Source organism: Mycobacterium gordonae (assembly GCF_017086405.1).
Taxonomy (GTDB): Bacteria; Actinomycetota; Actinomycetes; order Mycobacteriales; family Mycobacteriaceae; genus Mycobacterium; species Mycobacterium gordonae_D.
The window spans coordinates 4466004-4491908 of the sequence record NZ_CP070973.1 but is presented as its reverse complement, the minus strand read 5'-3'; the positions used below and the strand labels follow the sequence as shown (position 1 = coordinate 4491908).

At 64.4% G+C, this 25905-nt stretch carries 20 protein-coding genes; 11 read left to right on the top strand and 9 right to left on the bottom strand.

Annotation, left to right across the window (positions count from 1 at the left end; all coding sequences use genetic code 11):
- Position 1: 1 nt before the first annotated feature.
- Both JX552_RS19200 and JX552_RS19195 read right to left on the bottom strand, forming a co-directional pair.
- Positions 2-1597: a Na+/H+ antiporter gene (locus JX552_RS19200; RefSeq protein ID WP_205873538.1), complete on the bottom strand. Its 1596-nt coding sequence runs from the start codon at positions 1595-1597 to the stop codon at positions 2-4.
- A gap of 49 nt (positions 1598-1646) precedes the next feature.
- Positions 1647-2747 carry a DUF5685 family protein gene (locus JX552_RS19195; RefSeq protein WP_205873537.1) on the bottom strand — a complete coding sequence of 367 codons (1101 nt, stop codon included), beginning with the start codon at positions 2745-2747 and terminating at the stop codon, positions 1647-1649.
- A 153-nt stretch (positions 2748-2900) separates the two neighbouring features.
- Here JX552_RS19195 and JX552_RS19190 point away from each other — a divergent pair, with 153 nt between their 5' ends.
- Genes JX552_RS19190 through JX552_RS19180 form a run of 3 tightly spaced genes read left to right on the top strand, consistent with a single transcriptional unit; the run spans position 2901 to position 4502 of the window.
- A complete protein-coding gene (locus tag JX552_RS19190) occupies positions 2901-3320 on the top strand; it encodes a protease inhibitor I42 family protein (protein ID WP_205873536.1) in 420 nt (139 codons plus the stop codon).
- The gene (locus JX552_RS19185; RefSeq protein ID WP_205873535.1) at positions 3320-3787 is read left to right on the top strand and encodes a hypothetical protein; all 468 of its coding nucleotides are present in this window, start codon (positions 3320-3322) and stop codon (positions 3785-3787) included. The genes JX552_RS19190 and JX552_RS19185 overlap by 1 nt, the downstream gene beginning before the upstream one ends.
- Before the next feature lie 22 nt (positions 3788-3809).
- Positions 3810-4502: a mycothiol-dependent nitroreductase Rv2466c family protein gene (locus JX552_RS19180; RefSeq protein ID WP_205873534.1), complete on the top strand. Its 693-nt coding sequence runs from the start codon at positions 3810-3812 to the stop codon at positions 4500-4502.
- A 141-nt stretch (positions 4503-4643) separates the two neighbouring features.
- On the opposite strand, the gene JX552_RS19175 is transcribed toward JX552_RS19180, so the two are convergent.
- Entirely contained in the window at positions 4644-5789 is a 1146-nt protein-coding gene (locus JX552_RS19175; RefSeq protein ID WP_205873533.1) for an acyl-CoA dehydrogenase family protein, read from the bottom strand.
- Between the two features lie 25 nt (positions 5790-5814).
- Positions 5815-6357: a TetR/AcrR family transcriptional regulator gene (locus JX552_RS19170; RefSeq protein WP_205873532.1), complete on the bottom strand. Its 543-nt coding sequence runs from the start codon at positions 6355-6357 to the stop codon at positions 5815-5817.
- Between the two features lie 32 nt (positions 6358-6389).
- Between JX552_RS19170 and JX552_RS19165 the strand changes: the two genes are divergently transcribed.
- On the top strand, positions 6390-7808 hold the full coding sequence (locus JX552_RS19165) for a serine/threonine-protein kinase (RefSeq protein WP_205873531.1): 1419 nt from the start codon (positions 6390-6392) through the stop codon (positions 7806-7808).
- A gap of 361 nt (positions 7809-8169) precedes the next feature.
- On the opposite strand, the gene JX552_RS19160 is transcribed toward JX552_RS19165, so the two are convergent.
- The gene (locus JX552_RS19160) at positions 8170-9546 is read right to left on the bottom strand and encodes an FAD-binding oxidoreductase (RefSeq protein ID WP_205873530.1); all 1377 of its coding nucleotides are present in this window, start codon (positions 9544-9546) and stop codon (positions 8170-8172) included.
- 87 nt (positions 9547-9633) lie between these two features.
- Here JX552_RS19160 and JX552_RS19155 point away from each other — a divergent pair, with 87 nt between their 5' ends.
- A complete protein-coding gene (locus JX552_RS19155) occupies positions 9634-11037 on the top strand; it encodes a WS/DGAT/MGAT family O-acyltransferase (protein ID WP_205873529.1) in 1404 nt (467 codons plus the stop codon).
- Here the strand turns inward: JX552_RS19155 and JX552_RS19150 are convergent.
- Entirely contained in the window at positions 11034-12281 is a 1248-nt protein-coding gene (locus tag JX552_RS19150) for a cytochrome P450 (RefSeq protein ID WP_205873528.1), read from the bottom strand. The two genes, JX552_RS19155 and JX552_RS19150, sit on opposite strands and share 4 nt — an antisense overlap.
- A 68-nt stretch (positions 12282-12349) precedes the next feature.
- Here JX552_RS19150 and JX552_RS19145 point away from each other — a divergent pair, with 68 nt between their 5' ends.
- The 5 genes from JX552_RS19145 to JX552_RS19125 all read left to right on the top strand — a co-directional run bounded on the left by JX552_RS19145 (position 12350) and on the right by JX552_RS19125 (position 16121).
- Positions 12350-13594, top strand: a complete 1245-nt coding sequence (locus tag JX552_RS19145) for a M24 family metallopeptidase (protein WP_346779283.1) — start codon at positions 12350-12352, stop codon at positions 13592-13594.
- Positions 13591-14739 carry a M24 family metallopeptidase gene (locus JX552_RS19140; RefSeq protein WP_205873527.1) on the top strand — a complete coding sequence of 383 codons (1149 nt, stop codon included), beginning with the start codon at positions 13591-13593 and terminating at the stop codon, positions 14737-14739. The genes JX552_RS19145 and JX552_RS19140 overlap by 4 nt, the downstream gene beginning before the upstream one ends.
- A complete protein-coding gene (locus JX552_RS19135) occupies positions 14739-15194 on the top strand; it encodes a VOC family protein (RefSeq protein ID WP_205873526.1) in 456 nt (151 codons plus the stop codon). Before JX552_RS19140 ends, JX552_RS19135 begins: the two co-directional genes overlap by 1 nt.
- Positions 15195-15435: 241 nt before the next feature.
- Positions 15436-15768 carry a hypothetical protein gene (locus JX552_RS19130; RefSeq protein WP_241010624.1) on the top strand — a complete coding sequence of 111 codons (333 nt, stop codon included), beginning with the start codon at positions 15436-15438 and terminating at the stop codon, positions 15766-15768.
- Positions 15765-16121, top strand: coding sequence for a hypothetical protein (locus JX552_RS19125; RefSeq protein WP_205873525.1), 357 nt, complete (start codon positions 15765-15767; stop codon positions 16119-16121). Before JX552_RS19130 ends, JX552_RS19125 begins: the two co-directional genes overlap by 4 nt.
- A gap of 33 nt (positions 16122-16154) precedes the next feature.
- Here the strand turns inward: JX552_RS19125 and JX552_RS19120 are convergent, their stop codons facing one another.
- Entirely contained in the window at positions 16155-16628 is a 474-nt protein-coding gene (locus JX552_RS19120) for an ATP-binding domain-containing protein (RefSeq protein WP_205873524.1), read from the bottom strand.
- Between the two features lie 764 nt (positions 16629-17392).
- Positions 17393-17833 carry a hypothetical protein gene (locus tag JX552_RS19115; RefSeq protein ID WP_205873523.1) on the bottom strand — a complete coding sequence of 147 codons (441 nt, stop codon included), beginning with the start codon at positions 17831-17833 and terminating at the stop codon, positions 17393-17395.
- A gap of 652 nt (positions 17834-18485) precedes the next feature.
- Between JX552_RS19115 and JX552_RS19110 the strand changes: the two genes are divergently transcribed.
- Complete coding sequence (locus JX552_RS19110; protein ID WP_205873522.1) at positions 18486-19229, top strand: 8-oxoguanine DNA glycosylase OGG fold protein; 744 nt, start codon at positions 18486-18488, stop codon at positions 19227-19229.
- Positions 19230-19325: 96 nt separating this feature from the next.
- On the opposite strand, the gene proA is transcribed toward JX552_RS19110, so the two are convergent.
- Positions 19326-25730: an anti-phage protein ProA gene (proA, locus tag JX552_RS19105; RefSeq protein ID WP_205873521.1), complete on the bottom strand. Its 6405-nt coding sequence runs from the start codon at positions 25728-25730 to the stop codon at positions 19326-19328.
- Between the last annotated feature and the right edge of the window lie 175 nt (positions 25731-25905).

The following is a 25905-nucleotide window of genomic DNA, read 5'->3' as shown; positions in this document are numbered from 1 at the left end:
CTTATTCCACGTCGGCCGGACCGAGCAGCCGCACTTCTTCCAGGTCCATGGTCTCCTGGATCTCCCGCAGCACGATGTCGTCGATCTGTCGTTGGTTTCGCAGCTCGGTGATGGCCTGGCGTTTGCGTTCGAGCACCCGAAGATGCACCTCTCGGATCTTGTCGCGTGCCTCGGTCAGGTGGTTGCTGTCGTCGGAGTCGTCGCCGTCGGCCTCGGCCAGCCGGGCCTTCTCTTCGTATTCCCTCTGCAAGCGGGCCAGTAATTTGGGCCCGACTCCGACGTCGGCGGCGACCTGCGGCAGCGCTTCGAGTGCGACTTCGGCGCCGCGGGTACGGGCCAACTGCACCTCCTCGGCGCGGGCGACGTCTTCGGGTAAGCGCGCCCATCTGACCACCAGGGGCAGCGTGCTGCCCTGGACGAGGACGGTCATCAGGATGACGACGGAGACCACGAAGATGATCAGGCTGCGGTCGGGAAAGGGCGCACCGCTGTGCGTTTCCAGCGGGACGGCCAGCGCCGCGGCCAGCGACACCGCCCCGCGAAAGCCGGCCCAGCTGGTGACACTGCGCTGGCGGAACGGCACATGACGGGTGGGCCGGTTCGTGCTTCGGTCGATGGCCAGACCCAGGACCGTGGTGACTTCGACCCAAAGGAACCGGGTCGCGATCACCACAGCGCACACCGCGAAGGCGAGATAGACGGCGTGCCGGATTCCGCCGTGCACGTCGGCGATTCCGCGCATGGCATTGGGAATCTGGACGCCGACGAACACCCACAGCGAGCCGTTGAGCAGGAACGTGGTGATGTCCCAGAACGCGAAGGACTGCAGCCGGGAGCGGGCCCGGATGACCCGCGGGCTGGCATAGGCGAGCATCAGTGCGGACACCAGCACGGCGACCACACCGCTGCAGTGCGTGGTCTCCGCGAGCAGGAACGCGGCGAACGGGGTGAGCAGGCTGAGTGCGCCTTCCTCCAACGGTGCATCGATGCGGCTGCGCAGCAGGGTCACTAAGCCACCGACGATCAGCCCGGCGAGGATGCCGCCCAGGTAGGAGTAGACGAACCGCAGGGTCAGGGCCAGGGGGCCGACCTCGCCACCGCCGACCGCCACCGACACGGTCACCCCGAACAGCACCAGCGCCGTGCCGTCGTTGATGAGGCTCTCGCCGCGCAGCACGGTCAGCGACCGCCGGGGCAGTTTCTTCGCCAAACCGGCGACGGCGGCCGCGTCGGTGGGGGAGAGGACGGCGCCCAGTACCGCGGCGGCGTGCGATTCCATGCCCATGGCCCGCGCCGTCCAGGAGACGGCGAAAGCCGTGGCGATGACCAGCCCGATACTGGTCATCACGATGACCCGAATGTTGGCTTTGATCTCGCGGAAGCTGGTGTTCAGGCTCTCCCAGTACAGGATCGCCGGTAGGAACAGCAGCAGCACCAGCTCGCCCTCGATGTGCACATGGGCGAAGCGAGGAATCAGCCCGAGCAGGCCGCCGAGGAAGATGAGCAGGACCGGGGGGCCCACGCGGAACCGCCGACCCAGGAGCGTGCCCAGGACCACGGTGGTGACGAGCGCAACAATGAGAACAAGCGCAAACACCTGTCCCATCCTTGCGCATGGCTAGGCGGCGGGCATGCCTAGCGGTGTATCAGCTGCAGTCGCAGCAGTCTCCGCAGTCGCAGCAGCAGCTGTCGCCTTCGCAGCAGGTATCGCAGCAGCAGTCGCATTCGCACTCGCAGCAGCAGGCGTCGGTGCAGCTGTCCCAGCAGCTGCGTTTCGGCTGCGGCTGGGGTGGAATCTGGCCCGGCGGAATCTCGCCGGGAATGTTGGTGAAGGGCTGATCGCCGAAGTTGATGCCCTGTTGCTCGCCGTGCGGGCTGCCGCCGGGGTAGTTGGCCCTGGGGTCGAAAGTGCGCGAGACGGAGCGCCGCAGCTCTTTGGTCAGCAGTCGCTTGGGCAGCCGACCGTCGGTGAAGTCCACGTCAGCTAGGGCCAGTTGGATGCCGAGCACCGCGTCGTCGCACAGGGTGCGTGCCTCGGCGAGGGTTGTTTCGGTGGCGGCTAACGGATTCCACTTACCGTGTGCCACGTCGTCGTGGTAGTCCTCGACGGCGTCGAGCAGATGTGCCACCCGTCCGAACAGCTGCCCGATCTCGCGCAGCGGTGCTTCGTTGGCCGGGCGGCCGGCCAACACCGCGGTATGTGCGAAGGCGGCGGCGACGGCGGTCTCGGTGGGTTCGGTGACCGCGAGCAACGAGCTGCCCGGGCCGGCCGAGGCCTCCAGTTCGGTCTGGCGGTCCATTGCGGCCACCAGGACGCCGGCGTCGAAGCCCAGCTCGTGTCCCGTGTCGGTGCCGCGGCGCACCCAGCGCTCGGCGATGCGTCGCGCGGTGGGACGCACCGCGGCCACCCCGACCAGACCGTCGCGGTCGTCGACGTGGTCGCGGACCTTCGCCGCGGCCAGGGCCAACGACACCACTGCGGCCAGTCGCACGCATTCGCCGGTCGCCACATCCGCGCGCTTCATGCCGCGCAACGGGCACGGTCCGGCCGTGCGCCGCGTGGGCTGCGCCGCCGACTGCGCTTCGACCAACAGCGAGACGATCAGTCCGTCATAGTTGGTCGCAATCCGCGCGGCCTGGCCGTAGTCGTCGCGCAATGCCAGACAGAGGCCGCAGAGCTGGGCGCGCCACGCGGCGGTGAGTTCGCTGCCGAGGCGATGGCGGCAAGGCCGAATGATGCCAAACACGCATCGAAAGTACCGGAATGTTTGCTGGTACGTGGGTATATGGGGGTTGTTTCGAGAGTGCGTGTATGGCGGGGTTTCGATGAACTATTCGCCGCAGGCGCACACTCGAAGCTGTCAGCGCACACTCGATCCGCGGGGGACTATGGTGCATGGATGAAGGTCAAGCAGCTGGCCGTCCTCGCACTGTTTCTGATGCTCCTGGGCTGTTCGAGCCCGAGTAAGGCGGCGACCAAAACCATTGATGTCTCCATGGACGATGTGCTCAACCAGAGCGCGATCACCCGCGATGTCACGCTTGCCGTCGGTGACTCGCTGAAGGTTTCGCTGGGCTCCAACAAGAGCACCCCGTACCGCTGGACGTCCGATCCGAAAATCGGTGACGCCGCGCTGCTTAAGCAGGCCGGTCACGAGTATCTGCGCAGCACCACCGACCGGATGGGCGCCCCCGGCACCGAGGTGTGGACGTTCACGGCGTTGAAGTCCGGGACGACGACGATCGTCGCCAAGTACGGCAGCGTCGTCGGCGACGCCGCGCCTACCTGCACGTTCACCGCGAATGTCACGGTGCAGTAGTGCCGCGCTGGCCGGGGTTCTTTCGTGTGCCCAAGGAATTGCTGGCGGAACTCGACGCCGAGGGCACTATCTTTCTCGCTTCGCGGGTAGGGGTTCGACGCAGCTTCAGCGGCGATGTGCCGGGCGTCTACTCGGCTGCGGGCGTGTCGCGCAGCCGCGGCATGTTCGCGTTCAGCAAGCGGCGGATCGTCGCGACATTTCCCACCGGCGCCGATTCCCATCTGCGCGCCGTCGACTGCTCGTGGGACGCCGCGCCCGGTCCGGCTGTCGCGACGATCTCGGACCGTGGGCTGTCGATCGAAATCGATCTGGGCGAAGTGGACCACACCTTCAACGGAACCATGAAACTGGATTACCGACGGGAGGTTCCCGACGAGGTGCTGCAGCGGCTGCCGGCCGCGGCGGTGAAGTACCGACTCGAGCCGATGTTCGTGTACCGCGCGGCCGGGGTGCGTCCCCGCCACTAGAGGCACTAGAAAGGAGCCGGCGATGAGCGCCATTGATTTCCACTTCGATCCGATGTGTCCGTTCGCGTACCAGACCTCGGTGTGGATCCGCCATGTTCGCGAACAGCTGGGCATCACCATCGACTGGCGGTTCTTCAGTCTGGAGGAGATCAACCGCGTCGAGGGAAAGAAGCACCCCTGGGAGCGCGACTGGTCCTACGGCTGGTCGTTGATGAGGATCGGGGCCCTGTTGCGCCGGACCGACATGGCGTTGCTGGACCGTTGGTACGCCGCGATCGGTCACGAGCTGCACGATCTGGGCGGCAAGCCGCACGACCCCGCCGTCGCGCGGCGGCTGCTCGGTGAAATCGGTTGTGAAGCAGCGATTCTCGATGCCGCGCTGGCCGACCCTTCGACCCACGACGACGTCCGGGCCGAGCATCAGCGCGTGGTCGACGCCGGCGGGTACGGGGTGCCGACGTTGTTCCTGGACGGCCAGTGCCTGTTCGGGCCGGTGCTGGTTGACCCGCCCAGTGGCGCCGACGCGGTGAAGCTGTGGGATGTGGTCACCGGGATGGCCTCGCTCCCGCACGTGTACGAGCTGCAGCGACCCAAGTCGGCTGCCGACGCCGAGCTGATCGGCCGCAGCCTGCGCCCGTATCTGGACGGGCGGGACTGGGTGAGTATCAACCGGGGTGAAGTGGTGGATGTCGACAAGTTGGCGGGGCGGGCGTAGTCCGACACCATCGCGGCTGGCGGGACCTCGGTCGACTCGCCGATCACCAGCTACGACAAGGCAATTCGTCTCTTCCATCCTATGTGCATCCCTGCCGGTGGATTTTTCAACTCCGGCGACGGCAACGTCGGCATCAGCCTGTCACACCATGGCGATCGGCGAGATCTTCAAGCCAATTGCCAAGGCGCCGGCTAACTCTCGGCTGGTGTCGTAATCGAAGATCACGTGGCCGCTGATCACGTCGACGTCGCGCTTGGCCCGCTGCAGCGGGTTGTCCAGGAAATGCGCGCTGGCACCGGATGATTCGAGTAGGTCGGCGATCACATCGCGGGATTCCTTGACGATGTGCGCGGCGGCTAGGCGGGCGTCGGCGCGAACCGCTCTGGGCACCTTATTGCCGGTGGCCAGGATCTCGTCGATGCGTTCGGCGGCGTCGTGCAGCAGCCCGTGCAACGCGCGGAGCCTGACGCGGGCCTGACCCAAGCGGGCCTGGGCCGCGGGCTTGTCCTTCTGGCTGGTGCCTTCGTAGGCGATGACCCGCTCGCTGAGGCGCTGCGTGTAGATCTCTGCAACGCGTTCGGCGGCGCCGAGGGCCGGCATGGCGGCGGTCAGCGCGAGTGCGGGCACCAGGGGCCAGCGGTAGACGTCCGCGTCGTGCAGCCGGGCGCCCGGTGTGGTGCCGGCGTAGATGTCGGTGACCTTGACCAGGCGGTGCGCGGGGACGAAGACGTCGTCGGCGACGATGTCGTTGGAGCCGGTGGCGCACATGCCGTCGGTGTGCCAGACGTCGACGATGCTGAAGTCGTCGGCCGGGACGAGCGCGAGCGCCGGGTAGATCGCTTCGTCCGGCCCGCAGAGCGCGCCGACGATCGCCCAGTTGCCGTCCATCACGCCGGTGGCCCAGGACCAGCGTCCGCTCAGGGCTACTCCGCCGTCGGCCGGTGTGCCGCGACCGGTGGGGGCCAGCGGGGCGGAGGCGAGGAACGGCTGGGTCGCGAAGCCTTCGGCCTGGGCCTGCTCGTCGAACAGGGACAGCATCCACGTGTGCAGGGTGTAGAACGCCGCGGTCCAGGCCGTGGCGGCGCAGCCGTGGGCCATCCGGCGTACCGGGTCGAAAATTGCTGCGAAATCGGCTTGTTGGCCGCCATAGCCGCTGGGTTTGAGGAGCTCCGTGAAGCCGGATTGTTCGAGCTCCTTGACGGTGGCTTCGGGTAGCCGCCGGAGCTGTTCGGCTTCAATGGCGCGCCGGTGTAAGCGGTCGACGAAGTCGTCGGTGATGGCCGTCATGCCACCACCATACCTTTTGGTATGTTCAGGGGCGAAGCAAGAAGCTCAGGAACTTCTCGCGCTGCTGCCTTTTCGGTGTGCCAACGGACAGGTGCAGCAGACCGACGCCGGCGGCGAAGGTGGTGCTGGCGCGCAGATCGGCTTCTTCGGCGTCAAAGCCATAGTCGCGAAAGGCTTGTCGTACCTGCTTGAGGAGCCGGCGGTCGGCGGCGCGGAGGGCGGTGGCGATCTTCTCGTCGGATCGTGCCCATTCCCGCATGGCGCGTTCCAGGGTCCAGTGTCGCGGCTTGACGAGCAGCCCGATCATCTGGGACAGCCGCTCGCGTGGTTCGGTGTCGCCGAGTTGCTCGATCTCGCGAAGTTCGTCGTCTTTGAGCCGAGTCCAGGATTCGATCAACGCCTGGCGGTAGGCCGCCATGTCGGCGAAATGCCAGTAGAAACTGCCTTTGGTGACGTTTAGGCGGGAGCAGAGTCGGTCGAGCTTGAGGGCGTTGAGGCCTTCGTCGGCTACGGTCGTATAGCCGGCCTGCAGCCAATCGTCGACCGTGAGACGGCTGCTGGTCGCCATAAACCGCAGCCTACGTGTGCAAGGATCGAGTGATGACTTCGCCGCGTGGCGGGTCGCGTGTGGGGACCCGGTTCGGACCGTATGAACTGCGGTCCCTGCTGGGTACGGGCGGTATGGGGGAGGTGTACCGGGCCTTCGATACGAGTCGGGGGCGAATGGTGGCGCTGAAGCTGTTGCGGCCGGATCTGGCGGCCGACCCGCAGTATCAGGAACGCTTTCGCCGGGAGTCCCAGATCGCGGCCCGGTTGCAGGAACCGCACGTCATCCCGGTGCACGACTTCGGCGCCATCGGTGGTGTGCTGTTCATCGACATGCGCCTGGTGGACGGCGGCAGCCTTCGGGATCTGCTGCAGGCGCGCGGTCCGCTGGATCCGTCGGATGCGGTGGCGGTGGTCGCTCAGGTGGCGTCAGCGCTGGACGCCGCCCACGCCGGGGGCCTGGTGCATCGCGACGTCAAACCGGAGAACGTGTTGGTCACCGCGGACGGCTTCGCCTATCTCGTCGACTTCGGCATCGCCCGCAGTGGGGGCGATCCCAGTTTGACCGGCGCGGGTTTGCCCATCGGGTCGTATCTGTATATGGCTCCGGAACGGTTCAGGGGGGACCGGGTCAGCGCGGCGACCGATGTCTATTCGTTGGCCTGCCTGCATTACGAGTGTCTCACGGGCAGGCCGCCGTTCGACTTTCCGGAGCCGGCGGCAGTGATGAGCGCACATGTCTTCTCCGCTGCGCCGCGGCCAAGCATCATGCGCCGCGGGATTTCTCGGGCCTTCGACGGGGTGATCGCCAGAGGGATGGCCAAACAGCCTGCGGCACGGTTTGTTTCGGCCGGTGAGTTGGCGCGCTCGGCTGCGGCCGTGGTGCGTCCGCCGTCGGGGACCCGGCCGTTCACGACGTCGTACCCGAACCCGGAAGACACGGGTTACAGTCCGTATGCTCCGCCGGGTCCGCTTGCGGCGCCGGTCGGGGGTCGGCGCCGGATGCCGGTTGTCGTGGGCGGATTCGCGGCGTTGATGCTGGTGATCGCGGCTGTGCTGGCGGTGGTGTTGGCGTTCGGTGGCCGGTCGGGCCCGTCGAGGCCGACGGCGTTGCCTACGACTTCTGCGGCCCCGTCGTTGTCCAGGCAGGTGGATGGCGCGGACGCCTTGGGCTTCGTCGGGCATACGGCGCGATGTGACCCGGGCAGCCCGCCCGCGGCGATTCTGGCCACGGCGAAGTCTCTAGTGGTGGTGTGTAGGGCTGGGCCGCAAGACTTCTACTACCGAGGCGAACGGATCAGCGACGGCGCGCACATCGAATTGGGTGGTGCCGTGCCGACTTCCGGCGGATTCGACGTCGTGAATCCAGCCAACGGGGTGCGCTACCAGATTCGTCCGCAGATGCTGACCATTTTCAGTGGCAGCCATGTCGATTCAGCGGAACCGGCGTTAGGGTATGCGGCGAGTGGTTGATTGGTCGGCTGCCGTCACTTCCGTCACTTGCGTCTCTGGAAAAGTCGACTAGTTGAAAGCCCGCCTCCTAGCGACAAACGGCAGGGAAGCCCCCAGTGCAGCGGCAGTCCCTGCTGTTGTCGCTATGAGGTGGGCACACGCGCCGTCGTTCGGTCGAGAGACGCATGTGGCTGATGTGGGTATTTCTTCGGCAGGGCAAGGTGCAGTGGGGCGCTAATGGCGCCATGCCAAGCGGGCAGATCTCCTAGATACCGTTGTAGCACCGGCTGCTGTGCGGGGGTGGGTCCGCCCGATCATGGTCCGCCCGCCCGCCTCGAGTCTCGGGCGTCCGTTGTGAGACCGAGGCGCTCGCCGGCGGACCTTACTCCCCGAACACCACTCCGGGATTGAGAATGCCTGCTGGGTCGAAGCTTTCCTTGATGCGCCGCATCAGCGCCACCTTGGCGGGGTCTTCGAGCTTCAGGTAGTACGGCGTCTTGGCGCGCCCCAACCCGTGCTCACCGGAGATTGCCCCACCCAATTCCATTGCTAGCGCGAAGATGTCGGTCATTAGCTGTTTACGGGCCACCGGATCCTTCAGCAGGATCGCCAGGTGCACGTTGCCGTCGCCGGCATGCCCGCAGCCCGCCACAGCGCCACCGGCCGCCGAGGCCAAACCCCTTACCGTGCTGAGGAATTTCGGCATCGCCGAGCGCGGCACCACGGTGTCGATGATGTCGTCGGCGCCGATCGCCTTGGCCGTCCAGAACGCCTTCTCCCGCGCCTCGATCAACCGCCGTGCCGACCCGCCCTCCAGCACATAGGCGTCCACCGCACCCAATTCGGCCAGCAACTCGCCGGTCCGCTCGACGTCTTCGTCCAACCGGTCCGGCGTCCGATTCTCAAGTCCCACAACGAGATACGCCGCACAGCTGTCACGCACCCGGTCCGGGATGCCCAGCTCGAGGTTCTGGGTGTGGATGATCGCGGCCATCGTCAGGTTGTCGATGTATTCGAGGATGTAGGGGGCCAGCCCGGCCGCCAGCACGGCGGGCACCGCCGTCATCACCTGGTCGAAGTCGGCGAACGGCGCCACCACCGTGGCGCTGTGGTCCAGGCGCGGATACAGCTTGACGATCACCTCGGTGGCCAGCGCGAGGGTGCCTTCGGAGCCGACGATCAGTTGGGTCAGGTCATAGCCCGTCGACACCTTGGCGATCTTGCCGCCGGTGCGGATGATCTCGCCCGTCGGCAGCACGGCCTGCAGTCCGAGCACGTTGTGGCGGGACACCCCGTACTTGACCGCGCGCATCCCGCCGGCGTTGGTGCCGACGTTGCCGCCGACGCTGGCGGACAGCTCGCCCGGATACACCATGTAGCGCAGACCGTATGGGTCGGTGACGGCGTCGAGTTCGGTCAGCGTGATCCCGGGCTGGACGACGGCGACCTGGTTGGTGGTGTCGACCTCCAGCACCTTGTTCATCCGCTCGAACGAGATCAGCAGCCCGCCGGGCGCGGGGCGCGCCGCGCCGGACAGGCCGGACCCGGAGCCGCGGGCCGTCACCGGCACGCCCTGCGCGGAGGCGGCCTTGAGCAAGGCCGCCACCTCCTCGGCGGAGGCCGGCTTGGCGACGTAGGCCGGCTGCACCGGCGACTGTGTCAGCTCCTCGTCGTGGGCATAGTCCTCGGGGATCGCGTCACCGGATTGCAGATTCTCTCTGCCGACGATCTCGGCGAACTGCGCTGTCATGTCGCTCATCGGCATCAATCTATCCTTCGTTCGGCCCTGAAAGGTGAGGACTTCTGACCCTCACCAGCGCTCCCGTTGGGGCGGATAGTAACGGCCATGGAGCACCTGTCTGCCCTCGACGCGGCATTCCTGGAAGTCGAAGACTCCGACCCACATGTGAGTCTGGCGATCGGCGGGGTGTCCATCATCGAAGGGCCCCCGCCGACTCATGAGGAGTTCGTCGAAGCGTTCGCCGAACGCGTGCAATCGATTCCACGCTGCACGCAGGTGCTGAAGACCTACCCGCTCGACATCGGTCCGCCCGAATGGGTGGACGATCCGCACTTCGACATCTCGCGGCACCTGCACCGGCTGGCGGTGCCACAGCCGGGCGGCGACGCCGAACTGTTCGACATCGTGGCCGACGTGATGGAGCGCCGCCTGGACCGGGAGCGCCCGCTGTGGGAGTGCTTCATTATCGAGGGCCTGGACGATAATCGTTGGGCGGTGCTGACCAAACTGCATCACTGCATAGCCGACGGCATCGCGACGACACAGATGATGGCGAAGTTCAGCGACGAGGGCGGCGGCGAGTCCTTCGCCACGGAGATCCACGGATCCAAGGAGCCGGATCGGCGCTGGTGGGATGCGAAGTTGAGCATGAACCCGGTCAGCTGGGCCAGGGCTATCGCTCGAACGGCGTTTGGCGCTGCGTCCGCCGTCGAACACGCCGCGCTGGGGGCGGCCGAGCTGACGGCGAGCATGCTCACCGCGGCGCCGGACACGTCGTTGAGCGGGTCGGTCACCACCCGGCGGCGCTACCGGGCGGCCCGGGTGCGGTTGGCCGACCTGCACGAGGTCGGCGACGCGTTCGACGTGACGGTCAACGACGTGGCGCTGGCCGCGATCACCGCCAGCTACCGGCAGCTGCTGCTGGACCGCGGGGAGAAGCCCGGGCGCAACTCGCTGCGCACGCTGGTGCCGGTGTCGGTACGCGGGACCAACCACTTCAACATGACCGACAACGAGGTGTCGGCGATGCTGCCGCTGCTGCCCGTCGACGAGGACGATCCGGTGACCCAGCTGGAGTTGGTGCACAAGCGTCTGCAGCATGCCAAGGACAGCGGGCAGAGCGAGGGCGGCAGTGCGATGCTCTCGGCGGTCGGGAGTGCGCCATTCATGTTCTCGGCGTGGGCGGTTCGACTGCTCAGTCATCTGCCGCAGAAGGCCGTGGTGGCGTTGGCGACCAACGTCCCGGGCCCGCGTGCCGAACAACGGCTGCTGGGCCGGCGGGTGTTGGAGATCCTGCCGGTTCCACCGATCGCCTTGCAGCTGCGCACCGGTATCGCAATGGTCAGCTACGCCGAGCATTTCGTCTTCGGCATCACCGGCGACTACGACTCCGCACCCGACCTGGAGGCGCTCGCCTCCGGGATCGAGGACGGGGTGGCGCGACTGCTCGAACTCAGCCGCGCCCTGCGGGTCAAGCGTGGTCATAAGGCCCACAAGGCGTTGGCTTAGGCGACTTTCGGGGCGAAGGTGACCGGCAGGGTGCCCAGGCCGGTCATGGCGGGGTTGCCCAGGTAGACGTCGACGCCGGCTTCGTCGACGACGTAGTCGGGGATGCGGTCCAGGACGGCCTTGACCATCACCTCGGCCATGGTCCTGGCCAGGTGTGAGCCGATACAGCGGTGGGGTCCGAGGCCGAAGGCCAAATGGCGGTTGGGGTTACGGTCCAGCACGATCTCGTCGGGTCGGTCGAATTCGGTTTCGTCGTGGTTGGCGGCCAGCCAGCTGATGATGAGTTTGTCGTTGCGCTTGAGGTGTTGGCCATCGAGGGTGACGTCTCTGGTGACGGTGCGGCTGAGTTGCTGGTTGACCGAGAAGTAGCGCAGGAATTCGTCGGTGGCGGTGCGGTAGAGCTCCGGGGTTTGTCGTAGTTGGTCCCGCAGTTCCGGGTGGGTGCCCAGGTGCAGCAGGGTCAGGGCGGTCTGTGAGGTGGTGGTGTCGACGCCGCCGCCGATGAGGTTCCAGATGATGTTGAGCAGTTGTTCGTCGGTGAGTCTGTTTCCGTCGTACTCGAATTGGAGCAGGAAGCTGGTCAGGTCCTCCTTCGGGTCGCCTCTTCGCAGGGCGGCGTACTCGAGGACGCCCTGCATCATCTCCGGCACCGCGGCGATGGCTTTGAGGTATTCGGGGCTGTCCTGGGGCACGGCCATGACGGCGTGGAAGAGGTTCGCGTAGAGGTGCCAGTTGTCGTAGGGCAGGCCCATCAGCTTCATGGTGAGGATGGCCGGGACGGGGCTGGCGTAGTCGAGCACCAGATCCATGTGTCCTTCGGTGATGCGCCGGTTGAGGAACTCGTGGGCCTTCTCTTCCATGAACGGCCGCAGTTTGTCGACGGCGCCGGGGGAGAAGAACGGCGCGAGGGCGTGTCGTAGGGCCTGGTGGTAGGGGCCGTCGATCTCGCCGATGCCCAGGGCGGGCTGGCCTTCGGGACGCGGAACGCCCATCTCGCCCTGATAGTCGATGCCGTCTTCGGCGTTCGGCTCGTACTTGTGTGCGAAAGTGTCGCCGTCGCGGGCGGTTTCGCGAACGGCGTCGTAGCTGGTGAGAAACCAGAAGCCGCCGTAATTGGTGTTCCAGGCGACCGGGCATGTGCGTCTCAGCTCGGCGTTGATGGCGAGTTCGTTGAGGTTGAACTCGTCGGAGTGGTGGTCGAAATTCGTCTTTACTTCGGCGGGGATGTCGGGCCGTGCTGTCACTTGTTATGTGCCTCTCGGAGTGCGCAGCGGAGGGCGCGGCGCAGCGCCCGGCGCTTTTTACGCTATCTTTGCATTATTACGCCATAGGGAGGTGCGGGGCCATCGAGGACTGGGCTGGCGGGGCGACCATCGGCGGGCGGGTGATCCCGGCGCTGCCAGATCTGGCCCGCATGCGGCGGGAGCGTTTCGATCGGTTGCAGGCTGGTTTGGCTTCCGGCGGTTTGGACGGGTTGGTGTTGCTCGGGTCCAGTGCGGTGTCGTACGCGACGGGTGCGTTGACGCCGTCGATGGACGGTGACACAGCGGCGTTGTTCCGTGCGGTGGCGGTGGTGGTGGCGGGGGAGTCGGCGCCGCATCTGTTCACAATGTTCGCCGACGGGGCGCCTTCGGACGTCGTGGTTCATGGGCCGTTGTTTCCGGATCTTGACGACGGGGTGTTTGCGTCGGAGTTGGCTTCTCTGTTCGGTGCTGGGGCTCGGCTGGGGATTGACCACTTGTCGCACGCCATGTTTCGCGGTCTTCGCGGTTACGAGTGGGTGGACGCGTCGGGGGTGTTGGGTTCGGCGCGGGTGTTGAAGACGGTCGACGAGGTGGCGTGTATTCGGCACGCACAGTGGCTGAATGAGTTGGCGATGGAGGACGCATTGGCTGTGCTTCGGCCCGGTGTGCGCCAGGTCGACCTGAGTGCGGCGTTTCTGCGGCGGGTTTTCGAGCTGGGGGCGTCGGCGGGTGGGATCGACCCGATCTGGCAGGTGATGGCTCCATATCGTTCGGCGGGCCCGTGGACTGTGCATGGTGATCTGGCGTATCCGACGGTGACCTCGGACCGGTTTCTCCGGTACGGCGATGTGATCTGGGTGGACGCCGGGATCATGTACGAGGGTTATGCCTCGGACTACGGCCGGACGTGGGTGGTGGGGTCTGCGTTGAATGGGATGCAGCTTTCGCAATTTAGGCGGTGGCGGGGGGTGGTCGACGCGTGCCTGGACGTGTTGCGTCCTGGGGTTTCCGGTTTGGAGTTGTGCAAGGTGGCGGTGGCGGCCAATGACGGGGCGCGGCCGTGGATCGAGCACTTTTACCTGGCGCACGGGGTGGGGACCGACAGCGCGGAGATGCCGCTGATCGGGACGGACCTTGGTGAGGATTTCGACTCTCGTCTGGTGGTCGAGCCTGGGATGGTGATGGTGTTCGAGCCGGTGATCTGGGACGAGGGTTCCGCGGGGTATCGGGCGGAAGACATTGTGGCCGTGACGGATAACGGGTGGGTGAAGTTGAGCTGCTCGGACTATGCGCCGTATGGAGTTGTCGCATGAGCCCAGTGGCGCGTGATTCCGGTGTGCGCGTTGGGGTCATGGCTTTGGAGGACTCGTGTCGGGTTGACTTCGCTGCGTTGCGGGCTGAGCGCCGGGCGAAGGTGTTCTCCGGCATGGAATCTGCCGGCATTGACGCTTTGATTCTTGGCGGCGCCGGCAATGTGCACTACGTGTGTGGGGCGCGGTTGTTGGGCCGCGCCGGGGTTTTGCCGTTCGCGCCGGTGTGTGGGGTGGTGCGGTCGACCGGGCGGGTGCACCTGCTGTCGACGTGGGATGAGGGAGTGCCGCCGGAGATCGAGCGGGAGGATCTGTATCCGCTGAGCTGGAACCCGGTGAATCTGATGGCGTCGGTGGCGGCGATTCCGGGGTTGCGTGAGTCGCGAAGGATCGGGACCGATGGGTTGACTGCTACGTCCGGGGCGATGATCGCATTGTTGGCCTCCGGGGCGGAGGTGGTGGACGGTGGTGCCGTGCTTGAGGGGTGCCGGCGGGTGAAGACGGACGCGGAGATCACGTGTCTCGAAGTGGCGGCGGCGATTTCGGAATCGGCGTTGAGTGCTCTGGCTGCGGCATTGCGACCTGGGATTTCGGAGCGGGAGTTGCTCGGGGTGTACTCCGAGCATGTGGCGCGATTGGGGGCGCCGGTGCCGCCGTCGGAGAGTGTGTGCTTTGTTACCTCTGGGGCGGGGGCGCTTCGGCATGTGGCGTCGGATCGGGTGGTGGGGGACGGGGAGTTGGTGGTGTTGGCGCCGGGGGCGCTGTATGCGGGGTATGAGGCGGGGTTGGCGCGGACGGTGGTGGCTGGCTCGAGTGGCTCGGGATCGTTGGGGGAGCGTTGCGCTGCTGGGATGGACGCGTTGGTGGGGGCTTGCCGTGCAGGCGCGGTCGGCGCCGATCTCTACCAGGCGTGGGAAGGCGTTGGCTTAGGCCCGGCTTCGGTGGTGCTCGCCCACGGATTGGGGTTGGGGGCTGAGCCGCCGGTGATCGGGTTGGGGCGTGGGCGTGATGCGGTGTTGGAGGAGGGGATGGTCTTGAGCGTGCAGTCGTGGGTCGTTGAGGAAGGCGTCGGCGGGTGTCTTCAGCGTGAGACGGTGGTGATTGGCGCCGGTGGCCCTGTGGTTCTGACGCGGTATAGGCGATCGTAATGAGTTCGCAGCCGGTCGTTTTCAACCATGTCGGGTTGTGCGTGCGGGATCGCGTGGCGTCGCGACGGTTTTACGAAGGGATACTGGGGTTTCAGTTCTGGTGGGAGTTGGATGCTCCGGAGGAGGGGACGGCTGCGCTCTTGCAGCTTTCGGGGCCGGTGGGGTTGCATGCGACGTACCTGGTGCGAGATGGGTTGGTGCTGGAGTTACTCGATTACTCAGGGCGTGAAGTCTCGGCTGGCGACGGGCGGGTGATGGATCAGGCTGGGCTGACGCACATTTCGTTTTCTGTGTCGGATCTTCGTTCGGTGTTGGCGCGGGTAGGGGAGTTTGGGGGGACTGTTGTGGAGGGGACGGTTTCGGAGGGGGCGGCGATGGTGCGGGATCCGGATGGGCAGTTGTTGGAATTGCTTTCGGATGGCTGGCTAAGCGTCTTGCCGAAGCTGACGAAGTAGTTCTTGAGTGCGCATTGCGACCGACGCCAATCGTTCGGCCGGGTCACCTGAATTCGAGAACACTCCCGTCGGTGCGACTGAATATCATCAGAATGGCGACATGATCCTTAACCTTTACTCGGCCGAAACGACGTGGATTTTTGTATGAATTTCCTATGGGTTGCCAGGCCAACCTCGCTCGAACTTCGAGGTGAACATTAGGTTAATCACCACTTCGGGACCCCTGGGGAGGTGGTTTCGGGTGAATTTTGCATCGGGCGTATCGACGGTCCTCTGCGCCGCTTTGATGGTGAGCATGCTGAGCGCGGCGCCTCCCGCCTCCGCCGACCCGTCGTGGACGATGCCAAATCTCATCGGCAAAGATCTCCAGGGCGCTCAGGACGCAATACAGTCGTTGACCAACGGTCAGGTGTGGTATTCGGGCTCAAAGGACCTGACGGGCAAAGGCCGCAGCCAGATTGTGGATCGGAACTGGCAGGTATGCACCTCGACGCCTCCGCCAGGGGCAACGATCACGACAAGCACAAGCATCACTTTTGGCGTCGTACGCATCGATACTGAGAAGTGCCCGTGACGGGGTTTGCCGGCGCGAGGCGGCACGCTCAGACGTCGCTGATGCAAGTATTCACTGACGTGCCGCACCCGGATGCGGGCAACGGCGTGCTCACCATACTGAGGCTGCCAATCAGTCCTGAGCCCGACGCTGTCGCCGCAATGGCGAACCGGCTCAATCTCATTGAGGCTCTGGGGGTTTTCATGACCAACTTCCTCGGCGCGTGGTGTCCTGATCCAACCGAGCCAGTTCGTAGGACAGTCGCGTACTGCTCGTTCATCCCGAATTTTCTTTCTCGGTGGGTGCGCATCGAGAATTTTATTGTGAACGCGAGCGTTCACTCGAGAATGGCTGCGTCATATTTGAATCAGTAGTGCTCCTGACGGAAGTTCGAGCGCGGGAAGGGATCACCGGCGCTTGTGCGCCGATTTGGCCGATCGGCGGCGAGCCTTGCGGCCTCTTGGTTTCGAAGCTTTCGTTGCGGCCTTCTCGGAGGCCGCGCGCTTCGGCTCGGTTATCGTTCGGCGAACGCCGAGGGGTTTCTCGGGCTGCAGCTTATGCGGCCGATCTTTCGTATGCACGATGACCAGCTCATGGTTTGGCCTGGTCAACGCGGTGTAAAGCGGCCCGCGGCGGCGGCGGTCGAGGTGGGGAAGGTCAGTGGGTTCAACCACGACGACCGCGTCGAACGCTAGGCCACGCGCGTCGTTTCTTGTGAGCACATTAACCGTGGGCCGTGCTGGATCGCTGCGCAGCAGCGGGATGATGGCAGCTGGCATGTTGGTTATGACGGCGACCGTGCCTTGCGGGTACGTCGATTGCAGTCGCGCGACCTGTTGAACGACCGTTGCGGCCCAAGTGCTCCCGTACGGTCCCGACAATCTCCGGTAGTTTGCCTTCTCTCCGCAGAGCAGGCGGGGGGCGGTTGTCAGGTGGCAGCAATCTGTTGGCGAATTGCAGGATTCTCTCGGTCGACCGGTAGCCAAGTTTCAAGCGGATCGGGGTTGTGGCGGATGGGAGCCCGACGGCGTTCGAGATATCCGACCACGTCGTGAGCGTGTTGTCGGTGCGGCGCTGATTGAGGTCTCCGAGGATGGTCCATGCATCGGCGTCGTTCATCGCCCACAAATTCAACCATTCACCTGTTGCCACATCCTGTGCCTCGTCGACAATGATGTGCCCGATGCGAGACCGCGCTCCGTCCGGTCTTACGTAGTGCTCAATTAATGTAAGCAGCCACAAAAGACTCGGTTTCAAATGCGCCTGTTCGTAGCGGCGTCGGAGTTTGTCGAGACGCCTGCCAAGCGGGTTCCGTAGTGAGTAGACGCCGGTCTGAGCCGTTGCTGCGGAGGAGAAGATAGGTGACTTCCAGGCCATCTGAATTCCCGACGAGTTTCATTGTGTCCGTGCTGCCGGCACCATGTCGCGGTTGAAATCTTCGCGCTTCGGCCGATCCATTCGGGTATGCGGTGTGGCCTTGTGCGAACGCCGGCCGTCATCGGCTGCGAGACTACCGGACGTGTGGCGAGTCTCCGGGGACCTCGTTGATCACGTCGCGGACATGCGTGCTGTACCGGCTGGTGAGGCCGACCACCACGACATCGCCCTCGCACGTCGACGGAGTGCGCGGGTCGTCGCTGATGAATTAGGTGGCCCGGTGAGAGGCGATGGTGGATTTCCCGCTGCCGGGTTTACCCTCCATGATCATGCTTCGGGTCGCCGGGGCGGTGATGAGGCGGTATTGCTCGGGTTGCAGGGTGGACAACACGGGTGTCAGGCTTGCTTTTCGCGGTGCTCGCAGTCGGGCGCTCAGCAGCAGTTCGGCGCGCACAATGGGCCGGATGTCGGCCGCGTCGTTGCCCCGCCCGGTATGGCCAACGCGAGAGGAAGGTGCTTGCCTAACTGGTTTCTCACTCTTCTCGCGGTCAGTGTCGCCTGCAGGCCTGACGTACGCCTTTGAGGGTTGCTGCGCCACATCCGCGGTCGGCGGTTCGCTTGCCCGTGGACGGCCCGCCGGTTGGGCTCGGCCGAAAACCTGTTCTGGAGGTCGATCGCAGAACATGTCATCGACGAAGTCGTCGATCACATTGTCGGAATGCTGGAAGGTCCGGCGTGCGGCGACGTTCTCGGTTTCGGGTCTCCCGACACGGCACCGAAGAATGAGCGTGCAACCTTGAGGCGCCAGTTGAAAACTGCAACGCCGTCGATCCCTGCATGCCTGTAGCCCAAGTAGAACCCGAATCCGACAAGTTCGTCATCTGGCTCCGCCAATGCGATTCGACCTACGAGCCTGACGTGTGGGCTCGGTTCAGGTTGGCGGCCAACAGTTTTGGTGAACCGCCAGCTGGCGAGTCCATCGGGCTGGAGGAGGGGCCGGGAAGCGTTCTTGTCGAGGTAGTCGCGGTTTCGCCATGTTCCATGGCCCGCTCGTAGTCGACTTCTCGCTGTTTGTCGGACGAGTTCACCTTCGCAGAACGTCCTTCACATAGGGCGCGCGGAGTAATCCGCTATTGCCCGAAGCGATCACATCATCGCGCTGGCGGCCTTCCCATCTCGTTCCCGTCAGCATTGGGTGAGCGGAAGTAATCGGATTGTCAAATTCGGGCGGTCACGCGTTCAGGTCAGCTCTCACAAGCGATGTCTTCAGCGTTGCGTCCCCAAAAGACTTGACGTCGGCGATGACGTCAGTCGGCGTGCCAGGCGAGTGCTCTGTCCGACCCGTATGCGAAGGTGCAGTCATGAGTCCAGAGCGCTTTGCAGTTCCTCCCACATTGCCGGTCTTGGTCGAGCATTACGCGGAGGCGAGCCCAAGCCCGGTCCGATTCCGCACCCCGACATGGGAAGCGGCGCTCGACGACGTGCAGGGCAAGCCAACAGCTCTGTTGCGTGACCCGAAAATCACGACGGAATCGGCCAACGAGCGGTATCGCACGCTCGGTGATCGCGTCGTGACCTCCAATGCCATTGCCGATATCTGCTCGGGAATAGATCTCGCCGAGGACGAATCAGTGATTGCCGCCTTCGTGCTAGTCATGGCGTGGGGGTCGGGGACGACCAATAGTAGGTCACTCCGTAACACGCGCTCGGCCCTCGACAATATGAAGGGTGCTGTAGCGGTGTTGCGTGAGTCAGCCACGGCGCTCCGAGGCATCAATGAGATCGACAGCGCGGAGTTGGCAGTTGCCCATCGCAGCTTCGTGCTTGCCGGCGTGCGAGAGCCATTCTTTACGAAGTGGTTTTCGTTCGCGGGCGTCAAGCCGAAACGGCGCTGGCAGCCCTTAATTCTCGACAGCCGCGTACGGAACACCCTCCATAAAACGCTTGACGTGTGGCTGAACGACATCGCCCGCGAACGTAACGATCCCTGGCGCTATGTTGCTTACCTCGAAGCCCTGCATACCTGGGCTGATAAGCTCGGACACCCTACGACGGCATCACGACTTGAGTGGATTCTATTCCAGCACAACGGCAAGCCCATCTAGCCCGAGGAGTGCCGTCACTCGTCGACTCCAAGTGCCGCCGCGGTCGCCCAAGGCAAGCAAGCCAACCCTAGATGCAGCAGCCCGCAACTGCAGAAATTATTGTGGCGAATCGCACACGATCAACCCAGAACCGTTCTCCCGCAACACCCCTCGCTTAAGCGCCGTTGTCAACGCGTGCCCGAGCCGTGTCCCGACTACCTGCGTAATCCGCTTACTCCCAAACAGATTCAGTGCCTCGCGCTTCAGCTCGTCCGCGACGATACCGCCCGTCTGCTCAGCCACGACAACCATCGCGTTACCGATCTCGATCAGGCTGACGTGGTCCAGCTGTCGGCTGGTACCTTCCGGCGGTCGCCGCACGATCCGCCAATTCTCCGGCTCTACACCGGCAGGCCAATAGAAGCCCTCACCCGTTCGACGCCGATAGTCAGCGGGAACAAGTTGTTGGATCGATCGTTGTCGAGTCTCGTTGACCCTGTTCAGATCGAACGCAGCGGCGACCATCTTGGCGAGCCGCTGTGGGTGTATCGGCGCTTCCGCGTTCATGGCGCTCACAATTGCGTCGCGGACACGCCCCTTGGCGTAGTGATTGGACAGATCGTCGAGGACACTGACATCGCCGAGTCGACCTGGCTTCCACTCGCGATAGACCTGAATCATCGGATGCCGTTGCGGCGCAGAGCTTCTGTTGACAGGGACCGCCCGTTGAGGGGGAGGAGGTTGCCGCAGGTGGGCGGCACGCAACGCGGGCTCTGCCTGCTCCGGCACCGTGTCTCCGGCAAGCACTCGCTCCTTGGCCTGATCCACCGCCTTCTTCAGATCCGCGACGATGTGCTCCCGCCGTCTCAACCAGTCAGGCAACCACACCCGTTCCACCGCCGGCCAGCGCATCATCTCTCGCAGCACAGCCACGGGCAAGGCATCGCGGTCAGCCACCGTGCGTCGAGCATTCCAACCCTGGCCGTCGAGCAGCACGGCGACGAGTTGCCGATCGGGTGCTGCTGGGTCGGCGAGCACGAGGTCCACCCTGAAGTCGGAGAGGCCGAGGTCGGTCGTCACCACCAACCCTTCGGCGCGCAGCGCCTCGGCGATGTCGTCGCGATGCCGGTCGAACACGGGTACACGACGTCCACTGTCGGCTTCAACACCGCGCGCGGCCATCTCCAGGTATGCCTTTAGATGCTTGGTTCCGGTCTGGCTGGTTTCCTCTGCCCGTAGGTCTTCGGGATCGAAGCTCGCGTAGAGCACCACTTCACGCCGTGCTCGCGTGATCGCGACATTGAGTCGGCGCTCTCCACCAGGCTTCGATAATGGCCCGAAGTTCAGCGGCACCACGCCTTTGTCGTTGGCGCTGAAGGCGACAGAGAACAGGATGGTGTCGCGTTCGTCGCCCTGAACGTTCTCGAGGTTCTTGACGAACAGACCGTCGGGCTCATCGAGTGCGCGGGCGATGCGTTCGTCTGTGCTGTCGCGCAGCAGGTTGTCAATGAGATCGCGTTGCTGTGCGTTGAAGGTGATCACGCCGAGGGATGGCACAGCATCGGGTGAATTCCGGAACCGCGTCATGACGTCGGCGACTATCGCGTCGGCCTCGACGCGGTTGGTGCGCAGCGTCTTGCCCTTCCCCGCGCGCTCGAAGGTGCCGTTGACACGGATCAGCGAGATTCCTTGTCTACCAGCAAATAGACCCTCACGACGCGGAGCGGGGAAGGAAGCGAGTCGGCGGTTGTAGTAGTGCTGGTTGCTGAAGGCGATCAGGGCTTCGTCCTGGCTTCGGTAGTGCCACGACAGCCACTGCTGCGGTACCTGCGCGTGCACGCATTCGGTGAGGATGGATTCCTCGTCGAGGAAAGACTCCTGATCGGAGTTCTCGTCGTCGTCGATGTTGGCGTTGACCTCTGCAAAGCTTGTTGGCGGCATCTGCTTGCTGTCTCCGACGACGACCACCGAACGGCTGCGGCCCATTGCGCCGATGGCGTCAGCGACTCGTATCTGGGACGCCTCGTCGAAGACCACGATGTCGAAAAGGTCAGGCTTCGGCGGGAAGAAACGCGCGACGGAGTCAGGACTCATGAGTGTGCACGGCATGATCTGGGTGATCACATCCCCGAAGTGCTCGACTAGACCACGCACGCTCAAGCCGCCGCGCCGGCGGTCGAGTTGGCGCCGCAAATTGCCGATCTGACCGCTGGAAGCGTTGGCGTCGAACCGCCGTTTTTGCAGCAGCGACGCCGGTATGGCACGCGGCAGCTCGTCGCGGATGGAGCGCAAACTCTTCGTGTACCGCTCGATCATCTTGTCGTGAGCCGCGGCATTGAAACTGCCGAGTGCGGTGGCGTCTTGACGCTCAGCGACGGAGACCGCGGCCAGCCCACGCTGGAACGCCAAACTGGCGTCGTCGGAGTCGATCTCACCGTTGAGGATGGCAGTGCGTAGCCCACCCATCCCGGAATTGGTGAGTGGATCGACGAGGCGCAAAAGGTCCATCCAGTTTTCGATCGACGCGGTGTCGTTGAGGTGACGTGCCGCGCGTGACGCCCACCAACGGCTGATGAAGTTATCCGGCTGCGCCCATTCCTTTTGCTTCTCAGGCGCGGCCCCGGTGGCTATCGTCAGCGCGGCCCAGGCGGGCGCGATCCGGGCGAGCTGGGCGGCGCAGGCTCCCAGCGGCTGGTTGGCGTAGAAGGACCGCAGGTCTTCGACGTGTGCATCGTTGGTTTGGTTGGCCAAGGTTGCGGTCGTCCAGCGCAGCCATGCGAGTTCCTGCCGGATCAGGCCTGCGTGCTCCGGGACAAGGGGGTTCCACTGTTGGTCGATGATGCTCGCCGGCAGCCGCGCCACCCGGGTGCGCAGATCGGTTACCGCTGTGAACGAGTCATTGATGCTGGCGATCATCGGCGTAAGCGTTTTGAGGTCAACAGATTTCAGATCGACGATCAATACCGGAGAAAGCTGTTCCAGCACGGCGCGCCGGCGCTTCTTACGCCCGAAGAATCCTGACTCGTCGGCCGCCACTGCTGCTTGGTGGATCGCTGGTATGTCGAGGTTGACCGCGTCGGCAGAAAACGTTGTGCGCCACACAGGAGGGTTGTCGGTCAGCCACAGCAGGTTGTTGCCGAGGGATTCCAACTCCGCGGTCCAAGCTCCCTCGCGAAGTGTGTCGAGGGCAGCTAAAGGGTAACGAGGAGCTGCACACAATTTCTCCCACTTCTTGAAGTCCGCAGTTCCGTCGCACCGTGCCAGGCTTTCGATGGTGAGCCCGTTCGCGACGGCGTCGGCCAGAGCGGTGTCGAATTCGACTGCGCAGCGGTGGATTTCCGCGACGCTGGATCGCGGGCCCGGCAGGGAGTCGACGAAGCGCCACGGGTGATCGATTCGCGGCTGCGCCAAGTCGGTGGCTTGAGGCAGGTTGCGCAAGACCCCCTCGACGGCTTTCAAAGCCTCCGGCGAGCCGCCCGCTACCAGGTCTCGCGGCACATCGATCGGAGGAACGTCCTGGTCGGCGGCAAGTTCGGCGGTGCGCGCGGAATACAGCGACAAGCCGGCAGCGTTTGCCTCGTGCAGGCGGCGGGCGTACCGGGCGAGGGCATTGCGGCTGGATTCAGCAGCCTCGGTTTGGGTGCGCAGTGAATCGGTGTCGGCGCTCACCTGAAGGTCCAGTGCGGCACGGATCTGTGCGCGGACGGCCGCGGGGCGCGACGACTTGTCATGCAGGTCCAAGGAAAGATCACCCAAACCAACTGCCTCAAGACGCTTCTTGACGACGTCCAAGGCGGCACGTTTCTCGGCGACGAACAGCACCCGACGCCCGGCTGCCATCGCGTGCGCGAGCAGATTGGTGATCGTCTGGGACTTCCCGGTGCCTGGGGGCCCTTCCAAGACGAATGTCTTTCCGGCCGCGGCTTCGGCTATCGCCTGCAGCTGCGACGAGTCGGCCGGCACCGGCACTTCGTCGCCGAGTTGGTCAAGGTGGACGTCGCCCGTGTTGTTGACCGGATCAGTGAAAGGCTGGAAAGGCGAGTTGATCAGATGGCTGACCAAGCTGTTGTTCGCCAACGTTTTCCACGAGTCGTCGAGATCCTTCCACAGGGGAAACTTGGCGAACTGCAAGATCGCCAGGTGCACCGTGTCCTCGACCCGGAAATGTAGTCCGACTTTCGCTATTGCATGCCTCACGGCGTCGAGGGTGGCGGCCAGGTCGATGCCGGACGCATCTTGAGTCGGATTGCTGAGCTCGGGAATCTCCAAACCGAAAGTGACGCGGAGTTTCTCGATGAGGCAGTAGTTCGGGGTTGAGATGCCGGCCTCGTCAAGAACGAGAGTGTAGCGCTCACCGCGGTTGGCAGTGCTGATCGTGACTGGCACCAGAACCAATGGCGAGCGCAGTTCACGGTCATCGAGTCGCCAGTTAAGCATCCCGAAGGTGAGATAAAGGTTGTTGGATCCGGTCTCCTCGGTAATGGTCTTCGCTTTATATGCAATCGATCGCAGCCGTGTCTTATAGGCGGCATCGGTGATGTCGACGTAGACGCTGCGCTTGTCGGTTAGAAGCAGTTGGCGTTCCCGCTCGGGAAGGTCTCGTCCGTAACGGATTCCGCGTGCGACATCGATTTCCTTCACCGCGTCGGATGCCAGCAGCGTGATACGCACTCCGTCGTTGACTGCGTCTTCGAACTGGCTGAGTGCAGGTCCCGGCACCTCCAAGCGGTATCCCGCGCGTTCGGTGTAGTGAATGAGTCTGTTGCGCAAGCTCAGATCGAGCAGGGCGTTCTTCCATTTGGCGACGCGAGGTGGGACCGAGTCCTTTGGTGATTGGTTGACTGTGGCCGAGTCGGAACGTTGGTATGGGGCGACTACCGGTTCCGGGGCCGGGTTGTATTCGGTGACGATGACGTTGCCATCGGGGCTGATCGCGCGGCTTGGCAGTGGGTGGATCCGAGAGATGCGTGCTTGTCGAATATCGGTGATGCCGAGAATGTTCGACAAGTCGTCACCAAGGTGCGCGGTTCTGGGCGCGTGGACGGCATCGGCAAACGGAGCGGACTGGTCGCCCCCGGTCAGCATCGTCGTCTCGATGAGCCGGAGGTGGCCTAGGTCGACAAGGTTGGCGACGTCGATGACCTCGGTCGTGGAGATCGTCGGCAGCGCCGCATCGATGCGCCAATACCCCAGCAGGGCATGACCTTTGAGCACCCACAGCGTGGTATTGACGCCCGTCTGCTCGAGCGCGGCGGCCATGGTGATTGCGGTGTCCAGGCAGGTGCCTAGCCGACCTTCTAGGACTTCGGCCGGGGTGCGGATCTTCTGACCGTCGAGCCCCCAACTTGCCGGGGGTTCGGCATATCGGATGTCCCGCGCGCGCATGGCGTCGTAGACAGCCTGCGCGATAGCGTCAACCCGGTCGGGATTTTCGCTTTGGTAGCCGTCGATTGCGGACCTGCCGGTTGCGGCATTGAGTCGGTCGGAGACGTCGGGCAGGAGTGCGGTAACCGCTGACGCGTTTGGCTGGACATGTGCTGCCAGCATCTCCAACCCCAGCTGCAAGGGGGTGGCTTTCCACTGGTTGGCGGCCAGGATGTTGACGTCCTTCGATGCCTCGGCGACTAGCTGGCCGTTGGAATCGCGCAGGATCGCTCGGATGATGCCTGGTCGTTGATCCTCCACCGTCAGCATGGACGCTGGGGCCAGCGCTAGATTTATATCGCGCAGGATCGTCGGCTTCGTGGCTGCGACGTCGACATGCAGTTCGCGCGGGCCGCCGTGCGAGCCTGAGGCGCTCACGACGTCAACATGCAGCACTGCCCCGCGCAACTCTTCGGCGATGCCGTCGATGGTGATGTGGTCGATCACAGGTATCCGGCAGTGTGCCATCGGGTAGCTCAACTCGGAGATGGCGTGAATCTCGATGCGTGCGCCAGAGGAGGACGTAGTGGGCGGAGGCACCGCCGACGAGGGGGCGAAACGGGCGGTCGGCACGACGGGTGGATCAGCCGCCGCGGTCGGCGACGGTTCAGACCGATCAGCAGTAGGGGAGTGCGCGTCGGGATCGGGCTCACCAGGTTGTAGCGGGACGACCGTTGACTTCAGTCGGGCAGCGTCGCCGGCGGCTGAGGCCGCACCGATGGCGCGCAACAGCAACTCGACGGAGTCGATCGCCCGGTAGGCCTCCGCGGTCGTGAACGGCTCAGTGTGCGCCCACCGGTTGCGGACGTCGCGCAATTCGCTCGCGTAGTTCTGCACCGTTCGCGGCAGGTTTCGGGTGAATGGGAAACCGTATTCGCCGAGCCGTTCTGTCAATGCGCGCAACATCAATGACAAGTCACCGCTTCTATACATGCCCATTTGTCGGCCAGCGGCAGCGTCTTTGCGGCGCAACAGTTCGGTCCAGGACACACTCGGCGGGAACGCCTTCGCCGATACGTCTGCGATGAACGGGGTGAGACCATCGATCAGCATCGATAGCGCTTCGCCTACCACCGAGTGATAGTTGGTCTCGCTCACGACAGATCCCCTCAGGTGAGTTCAGCGCCCGCATTAGGGCACTCCGGGAGCCTAAGTCGTCCCACCGACAAGACCCGCGCTGGCCATGAAACCACGACGCGCCACGCATGCGCAGGCGTTCGCTATGAGGTCATAAATGTCTTGGCAAAATGCCTGTGAGTTGTCGCCTCCTGCT

What these genes read in the sequence shown, in the direction of transcription:
- JX552_RS19175 (WP_205873533.1), bottom strand. Translation starts at nt 5,789, where the DNA reads ATGACGGCCATCACCGACGACTTCGTCGACCGCTTACACCGGCGCGCC.
- JX552_RS19170 (WP_205873532.1), bottom strand. Translation starts at nt 6,357, where the DNA reads ATGGCGACCAGCAGCCGTCTCACGGTCGACGATTGGCTGCAGGCCGGC.
- JX552_RS19135 (WP_205873526.1), top strand. Translation starts at nt 14,739, where the DNA reads ATGAGTTCGCAGCCGGTCGTTTTCAACCATGTCGGGTTGTGCGTGCGG.
- JX552_RS19140 (WP_205873527.1), top strand. Translation starts at nt 13,591, where the DNA reads ATGAGCCCAGTGGCGCGTGATTCCGGTGTGCGCGTTGGGGTCATGGCT.
- JX552_RS19165 (WP_205873531.1), top strand. Translation starts at nt 6,390, where the DNA reads ATGACTTCGCCGCGTGGCGGGTCGCGTGTGGGGACCCGGTTCGGACCG.
- JX552_RS19110 (WP_205873522.1), top strand. Translation starts at nt 18,486, where the DNA reads ATGAGTCCAGAGCGCTTTGCAGTTCCTCCCACATTGCCGGTCTTGGTC.
- JX552_RS19160 (WP_205873530.1), bottom strand. Translation starts at nt 9,546, where the DNA reads ATGAGCGACATGACAGCGCAGTTCGCCGAGATCGTCGGCAGAGAGAAT.
- JX552_RS19180 (WP_205873534.1), top strand. Translation starts at nt 3,810, where the DNA reads ATGAGCGCCATTGATTTCCACTTCGATCCGATGTGTCCGTTCGCGTAC.
- JX552_RS19190 (WP_205873536.1), top strand. Translation starts at nt 2,901, where the DNA reads ATGAAGGTCAAGCAGCTGGCCGTCCTCGCACTGTTTCTGATGCTCCTG.
- JX552_RS19155 (WP_205873529.1), top strand. Translation starts at nt 9,634, where the DNA reads ATGGAGCACCTGTCTGCCCTCGACGCGGCATTCCTGGAAGTCGAAGAC.